The organism is Hymenobacter norwichensis DSM 15439, from assembly GCF_000420705.1.
Lineage (GTDB): Bacteria > Bacteroidota > Bacteroidia > Cytophagales > Hymenobacteraceae > Hymenobacter > Hymenobacter norwichensis.
In genome coordinates this window covers 525,174-539,921 of record NZ_ATVL01000007.1, presented here as the reverse complement: position 1 = coordinate 539,921, position 14,748 = coordinate 525,174, and the positions used below count along the sequence as shown (strand labels likewise).

Genomic DNA, 14,748 nt, shown 5'->3' with positions numbered 1-14,748 from the left:
AACGGGCTTCGTTAAGCAAAATAGTACCTTGCGTATCCCTTATAGGCAGGAGTTTATTTGATGGTATTCCCACCTTGGATAATTACAGTAGCTGACTACTTAGAACAAGCTAGCGACTTACTGGTGCTACTTCCTTTGACGCTAGCCGGACTTCGGTGGCCTTACTTAACGCAGCCGTTGCGGCTGTTGGCTAGCGGGTTGGCTATTACGTCTGCGCTGGTTGCATTTGCTGCTTTGGGTCAGCTTACGCCCGCAGCTGAGAGCATACTGTGGCACCTTTACACCATCGTTCAAACTTTGATTTTTGGCGGAATCTACGCTTTGGCTTTCCAGCAAAAACGGCAGCGGCAACTGGTTTTGCTGGTGCTAGTGGGGTTTCTGGCATTTGCCCTATTCGATTGGAGGTGGCTGGAACAGGGCGCTTCTATGCATGCCTACACACACAGCGTACAGAGTGTGTTACTAGTGGGCTTAAGTGGTCTATACTTGCGGGAGCTAGCTCAGCAGATGCCTGTGCTTCACCTCGAAAATCATTCGTTGTTTCTGGCTAGTTCGGGTATAGTGATGTACTTTTCAGGTACCGTATTACTGTATGTATTTGCGGGCCACTTTGTGAGTGCCACCGATGCTATAGGGGAGCATACCGTTTCGCTGCTGATGTCGACAGTAAATGTGGTGCGGTTAGGTTTATTTACATTGGCTTTCTACCACGCCTCTCAGCCAGCTGTGTTACCGGCGGTTCGCTCTCATGAATAATTGGCTGGTTCCTGTATTGCTAGCAACTCCGGTGCTGCTGCTGCTCGCGCTGGGTATCGTGGCCTTTGTGCTACGCTACCAGCGGCGGCTGCTTCGGCAGCAGGAGCAAATCCGACAGGTGCGCGAAATGGCTCAGCAACAGGCATTGGAAGCGGCCCTGCTAGCCCAAGAAGATGAGCGCCGCCGAATTGCCGCCGACCTGCATGACGGGGTAGGAACTACGCTGGCCATTGTGAAGCTGCACTTAAGTACGTTAGGCCAGCCTGCCCTTACGCAGGAAGCCAGCGCTTTACTCGACCAAGCTATTACCGAGGTGCGGCGTATTTCACGCAACTTGCTCCCGGCAGCACTTCAGAAATTTGGGCTGCCTTTCGCGCTGGATGCGCTGGCCCGCACAGTGCCTTCCGACGGGCCTACTCGCTTGAACCTGGAGCAGCGGGGCCAGCCGCGCCGCCTCAATCCGCACTACGAACTGATTGTTTACCGTATGGTACAGGAGTTGCTTGGCAACGGCTTGCGCCATGCTCATTCCGACCGAATTGACATAATTGTGGATTTCGGAGCCGACACGCTTTCTTTACATTACACCGATAACGGCATCGGCTTCGACACCTCTATCATTGACACCCAACCCTTGCTGGGCGCCCGCACTGGCCACGGTCTTACCAACCTGCAAAGCCGCGTGAAGGTGCTAAAAGGAACGCTCCGCTACCAGTCGGAACTAGGAACGGGTAGCCAGTTCTGGATTTCTTTACCTGTGCCGTATATTACTGCTTCTCAAGCTCCTGCTCCTCTCACCTCCCTATTATGACACCTGCAATAATTCGCCTGGCCGTAGTCGACGACCATATTTTATTTCGAAAGGGACTACGTGCCCTCATCAGCGGCTTTCCTGGTATGGAGGTCCTCTTTGAAGCCGGCGACGGCGAAGAGTTGCTCCAGCGCCTCGACCAGGGCAACCTACCCGAAGTTATTCTGATGGATTTGCAAATGCCCAACCTCGATGGCCTGCAAACCGTGCGCCTGCTCCGGGCACAGTATCCGCGCATCCGCGTCATCATCATTTCTATGCACGACGAGCCGGAGCTGATTGAGAACCTGAAAGTGGAAGGTGCCCACGGCTACCTGCTCAAAAATGCTAGTCCAGAGGAAGTGCGCGGCGCTATTCTGGCGGCGGCTTCCACCCACGAGTCACGCATTGCCCTGACAGCTTAATTCTGCTTGTTGCACGTGTGTAGCTGGTAGAGCGCTCTAAGTGCGGGTTACCCACTACCATAGCTGTTTTACAGCTTATGGTAGAGCTACGCTATGCCTAGCGGTAGGGTGTTGCTTAATTAGTATAGGCTACTGCTGAGCTTACTCCAGTTCTACGCTCGGGTCCCAAAATACGGTTTTGAAGTCGGCTACTTGGTCGTCCTCTACGCGGACCCCTTCGGCTTCGAGGGCTTCCTGCATGGCGGTAGGTGTGGCGAAGTGCATGCGGCCGGTTAGCAACCCATTACGGTTTACTACGCGCTGAGCCGGAATATCGTCGAGGCCGTGGGCGGGCACGGCGGCAATGAGGGCGTAGCCTACCATGCGGGCGCCGTGCTTGGCCCCGAGGTAGTGCGCAATGGCCCCATACGTACTCACCCGCCCGCGCGGAATCAGCCGCACCACCTCATGCACTTCCTGGAAAAAATTACGGCTGGCTTCAGATGGGTTGCGGGGCAGGCTCATGGGCTGGAAAGATAGAAATGAACACAACAAGGTAGAGAGCCATCGGCCAGCACCCAAGCCGGACCATAACACCACGTTGAGGTTATGCGTACAGAAGGCACTTTCTTTCCATCCTTAACTAATTGTGTATCATGGGTATTTTCTCAGATAAACTCAGCACCCTCGACGACCTTTTCCACGAGCAGCTCAAAGACTTGTACAGCGCTGAAACTCAGCTGTTGGAAGTGCTACCCAAAATGGCCGACAAGGCCAAGGACTCGGGTCTGAAAACTGCTTTCCAAACCCACTTGCAGGAAACCAAAAATCAGGTAGCCCGCCTCGAAAAGATTGGCAAGCTACTGGACATCAGCCTGACCGGTCACAAGTGCAAAGCCATGGAAGGCATTCTGAAGGAAGGCTCCGACATGATTCATGAAGATGCTTCCGACGAAGTGAAAGACGCCGGTCTAATTGCCTCAGCCCAGCGCGTAGAGCACTACGAAATTGCGGGCTACGGCACGGCAGCACACTACGCCCAGCGCGTAGGGCAAAACGAAGCTGCCACGCTGCTGCACGAGACGCTCAACGAAGAGCAAGCCGCTGATACCAAGCTCAACAACCTAGCAAAAGGCTATATCAACCAGAAAGCACTATAGCATTTTCAGCTTCCTAAGAAGCATTTTAAGAAACCCGGTTGGCTGCTTGGCCGGCCGGGTTTCTTATTGAACTGGCGTCGGCTGCAACCTAGGCCGTTTTTTGGTGTCATACCGCCATACTTGCCGCGTCAACTTTGGCGGGCAAGTCAACTTATATCTGCCGATTCGCGTTGTGGAACGTTGCCTGCTTCAATGAGTTAGGTGCCTCAGCCGGAACCCACCCCGTATATGCAAACCAAGGAGCAAGAAGAAATAGAAGTAATGCCAGCTCCTGCTGGTAAAAGCAACCGTGTGCTATGGATAGTAGTGGCCGTGGCCTTAGTGGCCGGGCTGGTATTTGTGAAGATGAAATACTTCCCTTCCACTAATGCAGATGGTAAAGGAGGTGGCAAAGGCGGAGCCGGCAAAGGAGGCCCTGGTAGCGCAGGCGGTGGCAAAGGCGGCGGCCAGAAGCTACCTGTACAGGTGTACGTAGTAAAGGCCACCAGCCTATCCGACCAAGTGGCCGCTACGGGCTCGGTACTGGCCGACGAATCAGTGGTAATTAAGAGCGAGCTGTCGGGTAAGATTACCAGCCTCAACATTCGGGAAGGCCAGCCAGTTAGCAAAGGGCAGCTACTGTTCAGCATCAACGCCGATGAGGCCCAGGCCGCCATCAAGAAGCAGCAATACAACATCAACCTGTACCGGGACCAGGAGCGCCGCCAACGCACGCTACTTGATAAGGAATACATCAGCGCCCAGGAGTATGAGCAAGCTAACAACCTGCTGCTCACGGCGCAATCCGACTTGCAGGCGCTACGGGCCACGCTGGATAAAGCCTACGTAAAGGCCCCTTTCTCAGGGGTGCTGGGTTTGACCACTGCCACCGTGGGTACCTATGTAAGCCCCGGCACTGAAATTACGACCCTTTCGCGGGTGCGGCCCGTCAAGATTGACTTCGCTGTACCGGGCCGCTTTGCCAACAACGTGCGCGTCGGGGACGTGGTGAGTGTGACGGACGAGGGCACCAACAAGAAGTACGATGCCAAAGTTTACGCCATCGACCCGCAGATTGACCCCGTGAGCCGCACCCAGCCAGTGCGCGCCCGCTACGCCAATACCAACAACGAACTGCGCCCTGGTGCCTTCGTGAAAGTGAATTTGAAACTCGGCGAATCGGCAGATGCTTTGCAAGTGCCTACCGAATCGGTGATTCCAGAAGCCAGCGGCTACAGTGTTTACACGGTGGAGAAAGGCAAAATGGTACCGAAGAAGGTAAAAATTGGTATTCGTTCCGATAAAGTAATCCAGATAACGGATGGGCTTGCGGTAGGTGATTCTGTACTCCGCACGGGCATATTGCAAGTGAAACCGGGTGATGCGGTTAGAGCAACTAAGTAATATTTCTCGCAGAGGTTCGCAGTACGCTGGCGTTTTTCTCTGCGAACCTCTGCGTTACCTTCTGCGAACCTCTGCGAGAAAACCATATGAGCTTATCCTCAACTAGTATAAATCGGCCGGTGCTCGCCATTGTGATGAGCCTAGTCATCGTGATATTCGGCGTGATTGGGTTTCGGTACCTCAGCATCCGGGAGTATCCGAGCGTAGATCCGCCTATCATTACGGTATCAGCCAGCTATACCGGGGCTTCGGCTGATGTAATGCAGGGCCAGGTGACCGAGCCGCTGGAAGAAGCCCTCAACGGCATTGCGGGCATCAAAAACCTAACCTCAAACTCACGCGACGGCCGCACCCAGATTACTGTGGAGTTCGACCTCGACTCCGACCTGGAAACCGCCGCCAACGACGTGCGCGACAAGGTATCAGGGGCACAGGGCCGCCTCCCGCGGGATATTGACCCGCCAGTGGTGAGCAAGGCTAACGCCGACTCGCAACCGATTGTAATGACCTACCTCAGCAGCAGCCAACGCAGCTTGCTGGAGCTGACCGACTACGCCAACAACGTACTCAAGGAGCGCCTCCAAACCATTCCAGGCGTGTCGGAGGTGCGGGTGTTTGGCGAGCGGAAGTACTCAATGCGGCTTTGGCTGGACCCCGTGAAACTGTCAGCGCTGGGCGTGAGCCCCGTGGATGTACAAGCTGCCCTCACCCGCGAAAACGTGGAGCTGCCCAGCGGCTCGGTGCAGGGCGAGGCCACCCAGCTCACATTGCGCACCATGGGCCGGCTTACTACCGTCGAGGATTTCAACAACCTGATTATTCGCAAAGACGCTTCCTCGCTAGTACGCCTCACCGATGTTGGATACGCCGAACTGTACCCCGAAAACGACCAAACTATCTTCAAGGTAAACGGTGTGCCGATGGTGGGCGTGGCTGTTATTCCGCAGCCCGGCTCCAACCAGATTGACATTGCCGAAGAGTTCAATAAGCGAATTGACCTCTATGGCAAAGATTTGCCTAAAGACTTACAACTGAAGCCCGGCTTCGATAACTCGGTATTTATCCGGCAGTCTATCAACGAAGTAGAGCATACCATTGTGGAAGCCTTTGTGCTGGTGGTGGTGATTATCTTCTTGTTTCTGCGCGACTGGCGCTCCACGCTTATCCCGGTAGTGGCCATTCCCGTGTCGTTGGTGGGTATCTTCTTCGTGATGTACCTGCTCAACTTCTCCATCAATGTACTCACGCTGCTGGCTATTGTGCTGGCCATCGGGCTGGTGGTAGACGATGCCATTGTAGTCCTGGAGAATATCTACTCGCGTATTGAGGAAGGCGAAGACCCGAAAACGGCCGCCATTAAGGGTTCCGAGGAAATTCTGCTGGCCGTAGTAAGTACTACGGTGGTGCTGGCGGCGGTATTTTTGCCAGTGGTATTTCTGACGGGTATCACCGGGCGGCTGTTCCGTGAGTTCGGTATTGTAGTAGCCGGTTCGGTGCTGATTTCGGCGTTTGTCTCGCTCACGCTCACGCCCATGATGTGCTCGGTGCTGCTCAAGCGCGAGGAAAAGCACAACTGGTTTTACCGCAAAACCGAACCTTTCTTCGAGCGGCTGATTGGTGGCTACAAACACAGCCTGCAAACCTTCCTGCAAAACCGCTGGCTGGCTTGGCTGATGGTGGCCGGTACGGGCGTGGGCATTTGGTTTTTCATGGGTGTGCTGCCCTCTGAGCTAGCCCCGGTGGAAGACCGGAGCCGCATCAACCTGAACGCCACCGGCCCTGAGGGTGCATCATTCGAGTTCATGGATGCCTACATGGACCAACTCAGCAAGCTCGGCGTTGATTCGACGGGCGAAGAGAACTTAAGCAGCGTCTACGCTGTGACGTCGCCGGGCTTTGGCGGCGGTTCCAACTCGGGCCGGGCCCGTGTGCTGCTGCTTGATGCCGATAAACGCGAAGTAACCCAAGACCAGATTGCCGCCAAGCTTTCGACGGGCGTGAAGAAGCTAACGGCCGCACGTACTTCTGTGTCGCAGGACCAGAGTATTGGTAATGGCGGCGGGGGCTTGCCGGTACAGTTTGTTATCCAGACCCAGGACTTCGACAAGCTGCGCGAAGCCGTGCCGAAGTTCCTCGATGCGGCTCGCCAAGACCCAACCTTCCAATATGCTGATGTCGATTTGAAGTTCAACAAGCCCGAGTTGCGCGTGACCATCGACCGGGAGAAGGCCCAGAGCCTCGGGGTGTCGGTGCAGAGCATTTCGCAGACGCTGCAAGCGGGCCTGAGCGGGCAGCGCTACGGCTACTTCATCAAGGACAGCAAGCAGTATCAGATTATCGGGCAGGTGGCCCGCGAAGACCGCAACCAGCCGCTGGACGTTCGCTTGCTGTCGGTGAAAAATGCTGCTGGCCAACTCGTGCAGCTCGACAACGTGATTCGGTTGGAAGAAAGTAGCACCCCACCGCAGCTGTTCCGCTTCAACCGCTATAACTCGGCTACCTTCTCGGCTTCGCTGGCCCCCGGTAAGTCGCTCGGCGACGGTATTGCCGCCATGCAAGCTATTGCCGACAAGCAACTGGACGAAACCTTTACCACCGAGCTAGCCGGTGCCTCCCGCGACTTTCAAGAAAGCTCATCCTCGCTCATTTTTGCCTTTGGGCTGGCCTTGGTGCTGATTTACCTGGTGCTGGCCGCGCAGTTCGAGAGCTTCCGCGACCCGGTAGTTATCATGGTAACGGTGCCGCTGGCACTATCCGGGGCGCTGCTGAGCTTGTGGTACTTCAACCAGACGCTCAACCTGTTTTCGCAGATTGGTATCATCATGCTCATCGGGCTGGTAACTAAGAACGGCATCCTGATTGTGGAGTTTGCCAACCAGCAAGTGGAGCAGGGCAAAGACTATATGACCGGCCTGATTGAAGGTGCCACCGCCCGCTTCCGCCCGATTCTGATGACTTCATTGTGCGCCATTTTGGGCATTTTGCCCATTGCCATTGCCACCGGCGCGGGCGCGCTTAGCCGCCGAGCTATGGGTATTGGTGTGGTGGGCGGCCTGTTTTTTGCTACCGGCCTCACGCTGTACGTGGTGCCTGTGATGTACTCGTACTTCGCCACGGCCAAAAAGCATAGCGCTAAACCCAAAGACAAAAAAGTGGTGGCCTAGCCTCCGCCTCCCTATTCGCGTCCCGCCCGATTCCCGTTTTAGCAGTTAGTAGTTTCTGATGTTTTCCCTCCGCTTCCTTCCCACCCTTGCCTTTCTGACGCTGCCGCTGCTTAGCTATGCTCAGCAACCGGTGTTGCCCTCCCAGCAGCCCGTAACCCAGCCCCAGTCGAAAGCTCAGACGGAGAAGCCAGAAACAGTTGCCAGCGCCCCCTTTCTGACCTTGGCGGAAGCCCTCCGGATTGCGTTGGAAAACAACTATGATATTCGGCTGTCGAGGCAGGATGTACGGATTGCGGAAAACAACGTGACGCGCGGCAACGCCGGCCAGTTGCCGGTAGTCAATGGCAACCTTACCCGCACCTTCAACCGCAACAACGTGCGGCAGGAGTCATCGAGCCGCCCCGACCCTAGTATTGCCAACGGAGCCAAGTCCAACCTGCTCAACGCCAACGTGGCCGCTACCTGGACCATATTTGATGGTTTTGGGATGTTTATTGCCTACGACCGGCTGCAAGCCTTGGAGCAAAGCCAGCGCCAGCTTACCCGTGCTACCATTGAGGAAACCGTTGCCAACATCACTGATTCTTACTTCGTGGTGGTGCGTGAGTCGGGAAAAATCAAGTCCATCGAAGAAGCCCTTAAAATCGGGCAAGCCCGCATCGACTTAACACAGGCCCGCGTGGATGTGGGCGTGGCAGCCAAGGTAGAAGTGCTGACGGCCCGCGTGGATTACAACGCCGACCGTTCTATCCTGATTCAGCAGCAGGAACTGTTGAAAACTGCTAAAATCAGCCTCAACAACCTGCTGGGTCGCGACCCAAACCAGGATTTTCAGCCTCAGGACTCGATTGTAGTGACGGAAAATCTGCAACGCGACGAGGTACTGCAAGCTATTCGGGCCAACAACCCGCGCCTACAACAGGCCCGTACCAACACCGAAGTAGCCACCTACGACCGGAAACTGGTGCGTGCGTCCCGATTCCCGCAAATCGGGCTGACTTCGGGCTATGGCCTCAACCGTAACATCAACGGCGCAGCATTTTTCGGTACTCAACTGGTAACTAATACCGGCCGCACGTATGGGCTAAACTATGGCGTAGTAGCATCGGTGCCGATATTTGATGGTTTCAACCGTACTCGTTTAGAGCAGAATGCCCGCATTGTGGAGGAGCAAAGTCAGCTTCAGCTCAACCAGACCCAGTTGCAGCTAAACACTGAAGCCGAGCAAGCCATTGCGCAGTATCAGAACCGCTTGCAGTTGTTGAAGTTGGAAGAAGCTAATATCCTGCTGGCCCGCGAAAACGTGGCCATTGCCCTGGAACGGTACCGCCTAGGCCTGCTTACCCCCCTCGATCTACGCGTGGCCCAGCGTACCCAGCTCGATGCTGAGGTACGCCTGCTCGATATTCGCTACCAAGCTAAGCAGGCCGAAATTGTATTGCGCCGCCTAAGCAGTGGCTTGGTGCAAGGCCAGTAAGTAGCTCACTTGTTATTGCTGCTCACGTAACCACTCTTCGGCCGCTGAGGCATCGTCGAATACTTGTAGCTGGATGTCACCGCCGAACGATTCGGCTTCCAACACGCTCACCTCGTGAGAGAGGTCGTTGGGCTGCGAAATGTGCGCAATGTAGCGCAAGCCCAAGCTTCGAGCCTGCGGGGCCCACACAGTCCGGAGCCATTCTACGGAGTCGAACCAAGGTCCACGTAAGCCGCTGTTGTCGTTGAGTAGGTAGGGGCAGTGGAAGCTTTTCATAGCATCCAGAAAGCCGGTTGCTCCCGCATACGCCTGAGCAGGCTCAATATACCCCAGCCAAATAGCCCGTATCCACTGGTTTTCCTCGTCATAAACCAGTTCACAGGTACTGCCATCTTTTGGGTCAATGTCTATAGAAATGTGCATACTTATGTAAACGCAGACGCTGGGAGGCTAGGTTACTAGTGTTCAGGTAAGAATTGCAAGGTGTTTTGGGGGTACTAGCGAGTAACTTCTTCATAGCCCGCAATCTAGCAGCGGAATACGCTGTGGCTATTTTTGAGCTTCGTCGGGAATTGACAAGGTTTGGAGGCGGGTTCAGGCTGGCTCACCGAAAAGCGCCATTTCTGTGGAAGTAGCCAGGTACTTTTGAGCACTTCTTCATCGGGGCTACTTATAGACTGTTGATGAAAAAGTTTGCTCCCTACACACCTATTGCACCATGCTCTCCATTATCTGCCGCCTACTCCTGCTCCTAACTCTGGTGGCGGGTGTAGCCTGTGCCTCCTTTGAAGCCACTGCCGCTGTGCCTGCTTTTCGGCTGCTCCCTCAGCTACGCATGAAAAAGCAGAATCGTCTCAAATCAATTCACCGGCCCATCTACCACGCTTACAAGCCTTACCGCTGCTAAAGGTAATCTAGCGGCTTGCTTTTCAGTTCTGCTTGCCCATCAGCTACTCCCTTTTCACTGGGTTTAATGTTGCTAACCACTAAAAAGGCTGCCGGATGTTCCGGCAGCCTTTTTCATTGGATTGAAAGTACTTAGTACTGCGCGGTCTTGACACCCATTAGTTTAATTGTAGTTCCCGTAGTTGTTTGAGAGCTTCGAGAGTTTTTTCGCGCGTTTTGGCTTCCTTTTCATCTTCGTCAATGGGAGACTTGGCGGAGGAATCGAAGAAAGCTAGGATGTTCTGGCGGACTGGTGGAGTCATACCCTCAAATTTCTTATCGGCCAGTTGGCGTAGCCATTCCCCGTACGCTTCGTCGGTTAGCTCGTACTCTCCTACTTTGGTGGGTTTGCCGGTATCAAAATCGGTGTTGGGCAATGGTTGAGTGCCCATCTGCGTGGTGTCGCGGGGCTCAGCTTCTACGAACCGACAATATCCCGTCATTACATTCCGGAAACTAGCTTTGAACAACTCTTGTGCTTCAGGAGTAGGCAGCTTGAACGCAAACGGACGGAGCGGCCCAATTTTGGGTAGCACCCGCACAAAGTAAGACAGGATACGGGCACCAGTACCGGGTTTCTGGTAGCCAGTGCCATAGAGCTTGCGGTACTTTTTCTCGCTTTCGTTGTACACGTATTCGCGCCGGCGAGCTTGCGGGCTCAGCCGCCGAATTTCCTTTTTTTGCGACTGCCACGCAGCTCGGCTGGCAATAGGAATCAGCTGGCGCACCGCAAACCGAAACGACTCGATGGCCAAGTCCACGTTGAATACCACATTGCCCAGTTCCAGCCCATAAGTTTTCTGAAACGCCCGCTCTAACACTGGCTTCGATACTTTAAAGCCGATGGAACGCTGGTATTCGGCAGTGCGGTAGCGGCCGGCAGCTAATTGCACTACATCGAAGGCAAACTCCAGTTGAGTGTGCTGAATGGGTGCTTCTTCATAGGTGATGTCGTTGCCAAACTTGCGCTTTAGCTCCGGATACACCGAGGGCATAGCCCGGTTAGTACCCTCCGGATGCCCAATAACATCAGCCGCGTAATGCGCTAGTGCTCCTAGCGCAAAGGCATATTCGTTGCGGTTGTGGGCCTCATTGAGCAAGTTGCGCACAAAGTCGCCACTCCTGACATAATGCGTGAGGTTGGTAAACAGCTCCGACCCCATCGGATAGTAGCCCATATCCTGCAAGATGGAGCCTCCATAGGCATAGGCTTTTGCTTCTACCAACTGCTCTTCGGTGGCACCAGGGTAGCGCTGTTGCAGCATTGGCAGCAGACAGCGCGCCCACGACGAATCGACATTGGCTTGGTGCGTCAGCACTGAATAGCCGGAGGCAGAAAACGGAACCAACAGCACCACCAACACCAAACTTCGCAATAGGCACTTAAGCATGGAAACAAGCCCTGAACAGGCTGTCGGGAAATTCCAACGCTGTTAAAGCACTGTCTGTACGCGCAAGCTCGGCCGGAGTTGTGTTTTGGTGAGTCGTTGGTACAAGAGACAGTTGCAGATTACGTTTTACGCCTCAATCAGCTTACTAACTAAAAACAACAAGCCCCCAACGCGGATACGTTAGGGGCTTGCTTAATTACCTCCCACAATAACGGGGGCAGTGCTTGGCAGCTACTCCAGTATGACTTTGCGCGTGATGAAGAGGCCGTCAACCTGTACGCGCAGTGTATATAGCCCTTTGGCTAGGGTGCGCACGGCTAAAGGCTGCTCAGCAGTACCGCTCCGCAGGCCTACGGCCTGCGTGAATACCTGCTGGCCTAGGGCATTATAGAGAGTAGCCTGCGCGGTGGTAGTGGTAGCGCCGGCAATACGGAGCGTCAGTTGACCGGTGTTGCTGGGGTTTGGGTACACCGATACTTCCCCATTAGGTAACTCGTTGCGGGTTGCCAAAACGCCCTGCCCTAGTTGCAACGAGAAGCTTCCTGGGAAATCACTCGATGAATACCCCGACACCGACACGTAGTAGGTAGCACCAGGCGTCAGGTTGGTTAGCACCTGCCCACCAGCGGCTGTATTAGGACCGGTGCCACCCTTGCAGCTTATCTGAGTGAATGGACCTGAACAGCTAGCTGCCGAAAACACGCGCACTTGCCCAGCTGGGTCGCCAATAGCCACCAGGCTCATACTGGTTCCACCCGTAGCGGGCGTTACAAAACGGTACCACACATCTTTCGGGGCCGAGGCCGTCGTACAGCCGGGGTTCTGGTAGCCGTTTATAGGAGTGGAAGTAGCACCCAAGTTGGTGGTCCGGATGGTTTGGTACGCTCCATTTGGGCCAGTGGTAAGCAGCATGGCTCCGCACGGCTCGTCGTTGACTGAAGGCGGAATGAGGGTGGTGAGGCTAGCGGTTACGGGCACCGACGACTGGCCAGGTCCGCAGTTACTTACCACGCTCACCCGGTACTGTGTCAGGCCCTCCAACCCAGTAAGCTGCACTGGCGAGCCGGTAGCTTGCACTGTAACTGGTGTACCCGTAGTAGGAGTTGCTACCACCGTATAACTGGTTACGCCTGCCACGGGCGTAAAGGTGACAGTGGCGGACGTACCCGTGATGTTGCTTATTGCCAAGGCACTTACGCGGGAGCAGTTGGCCACCGTCACGTTATCAATACCTAAGTCGTTGGTACCATAATCGGCAACAGCCCGAAAGCGGATAACTGAGGTAGCGGAGGTGCTGGTGAGTTGCAGCGTTTGAGTCTGGAACGAAAACGGTATCGATAAGCGCAACAACTGCGGCCCAAACGTGAGGCCCCCATCAGTGGATACCTGTACCGTCAGAGAATCAGGTCCACCAAAGGCACCAAGTGTATTGATGTAGTCGAAGCTCAACTCCTTGCTGCCGGGCGAACTCAGGTTGATAAACAAATCCAAGGTACCAACCACGCCTCGGCTGTTTTGGCCGCTGTGGAAACGTGCTGAATGGTCACTGCCCTGCCCTCCCGACGGCGAGTATGACCAAGAGGTAGGACTGGCCCAGTTGGCAGATACGCCATCATCCTCACGGCGCCACGAGTTATTACCGGTACTGGGGCTATTACGCCAGAAGTTGGTAGGCACGTCGTTGGTACCGCACCGGCTAAGCCAGTTGTTTTCAAACGTTTCTACAAACGGCACCGTGGCGTACAGCGGCGCTACACAGTCGCTACGAAAAACGCCAGCATTGGAGCGCACCGAACTGGAAGTAGCCGAGCAAACCTGAGTTACATAGAACTGATACTCGGTGCTGGGCATGAGTCCAGTTACCGTTACACTGTTAGTGGAACTGGTAACCGTCTGCCCACCAGTACCGGGTGTGAAGCCTGTGGGCCCGTAGTTGATCCGGAATGTACCACCGCCGCCAGTCACCGTCCAGTTCAGTACTGCCGAAGTAGCCGTAATGGTCCCAGTGGTTAGGTTACGAGGGGTAGGGCAAGCAGCTGGCGGCAAGGGTACAAAAGCATACACTTGCCCAGCGGCTGGCACCGAGTTTAGCGAAGAATTTTCGGTAACGGCACTAGCCACAGGTGCAGCGCCCGTACTGCTGAGCGACAAAAACGTAGCCGGCGTTCCGCCCGCTAGCCCAATAGAAGCTGAAGGCAAGTTGGGAGGCGTGGTTTCGGGCTGGTAGATGTACTCAATACGATTAGTGGTTTCGTAGAGCTTCACCTGCATCGACAGCACCGGGCCCGTGGCAGAGTAATTCCATTTCCAATTGCGCCATTCAAACGTAAACACCCGGTTGGGCGCTGTGCCAGTGGTCTGGTAGCTGGCAGCGGCCCCTGTTCCGTTTCCGCTTAGGTCGTCCCAGAGTGGGGCCAGCAAGGGAAAGTCGGAGGCATTGCCGTTAGCCAAACTATTACTCAAGGAAGTACTAGCGGCGCTATTGAACGATAAAAAACCGTTGGAGCTGGCGAAGACGTTTGTATATGGCAGGCCATCGAGAGCAAACGAAAACCCGATGGGAATAGCTCCGGATACAGCGTCGTCGCTTAAGATAGAAGCCGAATTAGCGGTGGCTGGCAGCACAGTGTAGGTTCCTTGTGAGGCCGAGAACTGGTACGTGTCAATCTGCGCCTGCGCGTTGCCAAAAGCGGCACCGAGAAGTACAGAAGTAACTAGGCTAGCACGCCACTTCTTCAATTGATGCCAAGATGCGCGTAAAGTTTTTCTCATAGATGGTGGAAATAGAGGATGGAAAGGTGGCAAGCAGCAACCGTGTAAGCAGCATCTGCCAGTTGGTGAATATAGATGCAATCCACTGATCAGCAATATTTTCCGACTATTTCATCTTATATCACCATTTGCAATCGGTTTCGGCTCCTTGTTTCACCAATTCCCTTATCTATCCCTCTCCACAGCAAACAACAACCGACTTACTTATAGGCTGTTGAGCTGTTTGCTGAAACCTATAATGAAAAAAGGGCCAGTGTCCAATCAGACATTGCCCCCTTCAAGGCCTCTTCACTTACTTTCACGGCCCAAATATCTAGCAGGCGCTAACTATTGGATACTATGTTGTGCAGGCTTCATACAAACGTAAAACAGCTTGCTACTTATGCCGAGCTTGGGCGGTATGGTCGTTGTGTTGTGGTACACTTGCTCAACCTAGCTAGTTGCTTCGATGCAAATTAGCTTGGCATCTTCCGAGAAAAGGGCCAACGATAGGTAGCCTATGCATG

Annotated in this window: 12 protein-coding genes; 8 read left to right on the top strand and 4 right to left on the bottom strand. The window is 54.6% G+C overall.

Features of this window, described 5'->3' with window-relative positions; translation table 11 throughout:
* Window positions 1-234 precede the first annotated feature (234 nt).
* Genes G536_RS32485 through G536_RS26940 form a run of 3 tightly spaced genes read left to right on the top strand, consistent with a single transcriptional unit; the run spans window position 235 to window position 1,971 of the window.
* Window positions 235-756 (top strand): hypothetical protein, encoded by a 522-nt coding sequence (locus tag G536_RS32485; RefSeq protein WP_169515065.1) that lies wholly within the window; start codon window positions 235-237, stop codon window positions 754-756.
* Window positions 749-1,567, top strand: coding sequence for a sensor histidine kinase (locus G536_RS26945; RefSeq protein ID WP_022823161.1), 819 nt, complete (start codon window positions 749-751; stop codon window positions 1,565-1,567). Before G536_RS32485 ends, G536_RS26945 begins: the two co-directional genes overlap by 8 nt.
* On the top strand, window positions 1,564-1,971 hold the full coding sequence (locus G536_RS26940; protein ID WP_022823160.1) for a response regulator: 408 nt from the start codon (window positions 1,564-1,566) through the stop codon (window positions 1,969-1,971). The genes G536_RS26945 and G536_RS26940 overlap by 4 nt, the downstream gene beginning before the upstream one ends.
* A gap of 141 nt (window positions 1,972-2,112) precedes the next feature.
* Here the strand turns inward: G536_RS26940 and G536_RS0108460 are convergent, their stop codons facing one another.
* Entirely contained in the window at window positions 2,113-2,475 is a 363-nt protein-coding gene (locus tag G536_RS0108460) for an MGMT family protein (RefSeq protein WP_022823159.1), read from the bottom strand.
* Window positions 2,476-2,606: 131 nt separating this feature from the next.
* On the opposite strand from G536_RS0108460, the gene G536_RS0108455 reads away from it, so the two are divergent.
* The 4 genes from G536_RS0108455 (at window position 2,607) to G536_RS26935 (ending at window position 9,134) form a co-directional block, all read left to right on the top strand.
* A complete protein-coding gene (locus G536_RS0108455) occupies window positions 2,607-3,110 on the top strand; it encodes a YciE/YciF ferroxidase family protein (RefSeq protein WP_022823158.1) in 504 nt (167 codons plus the stop codon).
* 228 nt (window positions 3,111-3,338) lie between these two features.
* Window positions 3,339-4,493, top strand: a complete 1,155-nt coding sequence (locus G536_RS0108450) for an efflux RND transporter periplasmic adaptor subunit (protein ID WP_022823157.1) — start codon at window positions 3,339-3,341, stop codon at window positions 4,491-4,493.
* An 86-nt stretch (window positions 4,494-4,579) separates the two neighbouring features.
* Window positions 4,580-7,657, top strand: coding sequence for an efflux RND transporter permease subunit (locus G536_RS0108445; RefSeq protein ID WP_022823156.1), 3,078 nt, complete (start codon window positions 4,580-4,582; stop codon window positions 7,655-7,657).
* 58 nt (window positions 7,658-7,715) lie between these two features.
* On the top strand, window positions 7,716-9,134 hold the full coding sequence (locus G536_RS26935; RefSeq protein ID WP_022823155.1) for a TolC family protein: 1,419 nt from the start codon (window positions 7,716-7,718) through the stop codon (window positions 9,132-9,134).
* A gap of 12 nt (window positions 9,135-9,146) precedes the next feature.
* On the opposite strand, the gene G536_RS0108435 is transcribed toward G536_RS26935, so the two are convergent.
* A complete protein-coding gene (locus G536_RS0108435) occupies window positions 9,147-9,557 on the bottom strand; it encodes a hypothetical protein (protein ID WP_022823154.1) in 411 nt (136 codons plus the stop codon).
* A gap of 295 nt (window positions 9,558-9,852) precedes the next feature.
* On the opposite strand from G536_RS0108435, the gene G536_RS0108430 reads away from it, so the two are divergent.
* A complete protein-coding gene (locus tag G536_RS0108430; RefSeq protein WP_022823153.1) occupies window positions 9,853-10,041 on the top strand; it encodes a hypothetical protein in 189 nt (62 codons plus the stop codon).
* Window positions 10,042-10,198: 157 nt separating this feature from the next.
* Here the strand turns inward: G536_RS0108430 and G536_RS0108425 are convergent, their stop codons facing one another.
* On the bottom strand, window positions 10,199-11,470 hold the full coding sequence (locus tag G536_RS0108425) for a zinc dependent phospholipase C family protein (RefSeq protein WP_026879970.1): 1,272 nt from the start codon (window positions 11,468-11,470) through the stop codon (window positions 10,199-10,201).
* A 231-nt stretch (window positions 11,471-11,701) separates the two neighbouring features.
* The gene (locus G536_RS0108420; RefSeq protein ID WP_084708534.1) at window positions 11,702-14,242 is read right to left on the bottom strand and encodes a fibronectin type III domain-containing protein; all 2,541 of its coding nucleotides are present in this window, start codon (window positions 14,240-14,242) and stop codon (window positions 11,702-11,704) included.
* Window positions 14,243-14,748 lie beyond the last annotated feature (506 nt).

Excerpts from the sequence above, each read along its gene's own strand:
- G536_RS26945 (WP_022823161.1), top strand. The coding sequence starts at position 749 with ATGAATAATTGGCTGGTTCCTGTATTGCTAGCAACTCCGGTGCTGCTG.
- G536_RS26940 (WP_022823160.1), top strand. The coding sequence starts at position 1,564 with ATGACACCTGCAATAATTCGCCTGGCCGTAGTCGACGACCATATTTTA.
- G536_RS0108460 (WP_022823159.1), bottom strand. The coding sequence starts at position 2,475 with ATGAGCCTGCCCCGCAACCCATCTGAAGCCAGCCGTAATTTTTTCCAG.
- G536_RS0108455 (WP_022823158.1), top strand. The coding sequence starts at position 2,607 with ATGGGTATTTTCTCAGATAAACTCAGCACCCTCGACGACCTTTTCCAC.
- G536_RS0108450 (WP_022823157.1), top strand. The coding sequence starts at position 3,339 with ATGCAAACCAAGGAGCAAGAAGAAATAGAAGTAATGCCAGCTCCTGCT.
- G536_RS0108445 (WP_022823156.1), top strand. The coding sequence starts at position 4,580 with ATGAGCTTATCCTCAACTAGTATAAATCGGCCGGTGCTCGCCATTGTG.
- G536_RS26935 (WP_022823155.1), top strand. The coding sequence starts at position 7,716 with ATGTTTTCCCTCCGCTTCCTTCCCACCCTTGCCTTTCTGACGCTGCCG.
- G536_RS0108435 (WP_022823154.1), bottom strand. The coding sequence starts at position 9,557 with ATGCACATTTCTATAGACATTGACCCAAAAGATGGCAGTACCTGTGAA.
- G536_RS0108430 (WP_022823153.1), top strand. The coding sequence starts at position 9,853 with ATGCTCTCCATTATCTGCCGCCTACTCCTGCTCCTAACTCTGGTGGCG.
- G536_RS0108425 (WP_026879970.1), bottom strand. The coding sequence starts at position 11,470 with ATGCTTAAGTGCCTATTGCGAAGTTTGGTGTTGGTGGTGCTGTTGGTT.
- G536_RS0108420 (WP_084708534.1), bottom strand. The coding sequence starts at position 14,242 with ATGAGAAAAACTTTACGCGCATCTTGGCATCAATTGAAGAAGTGGCGT.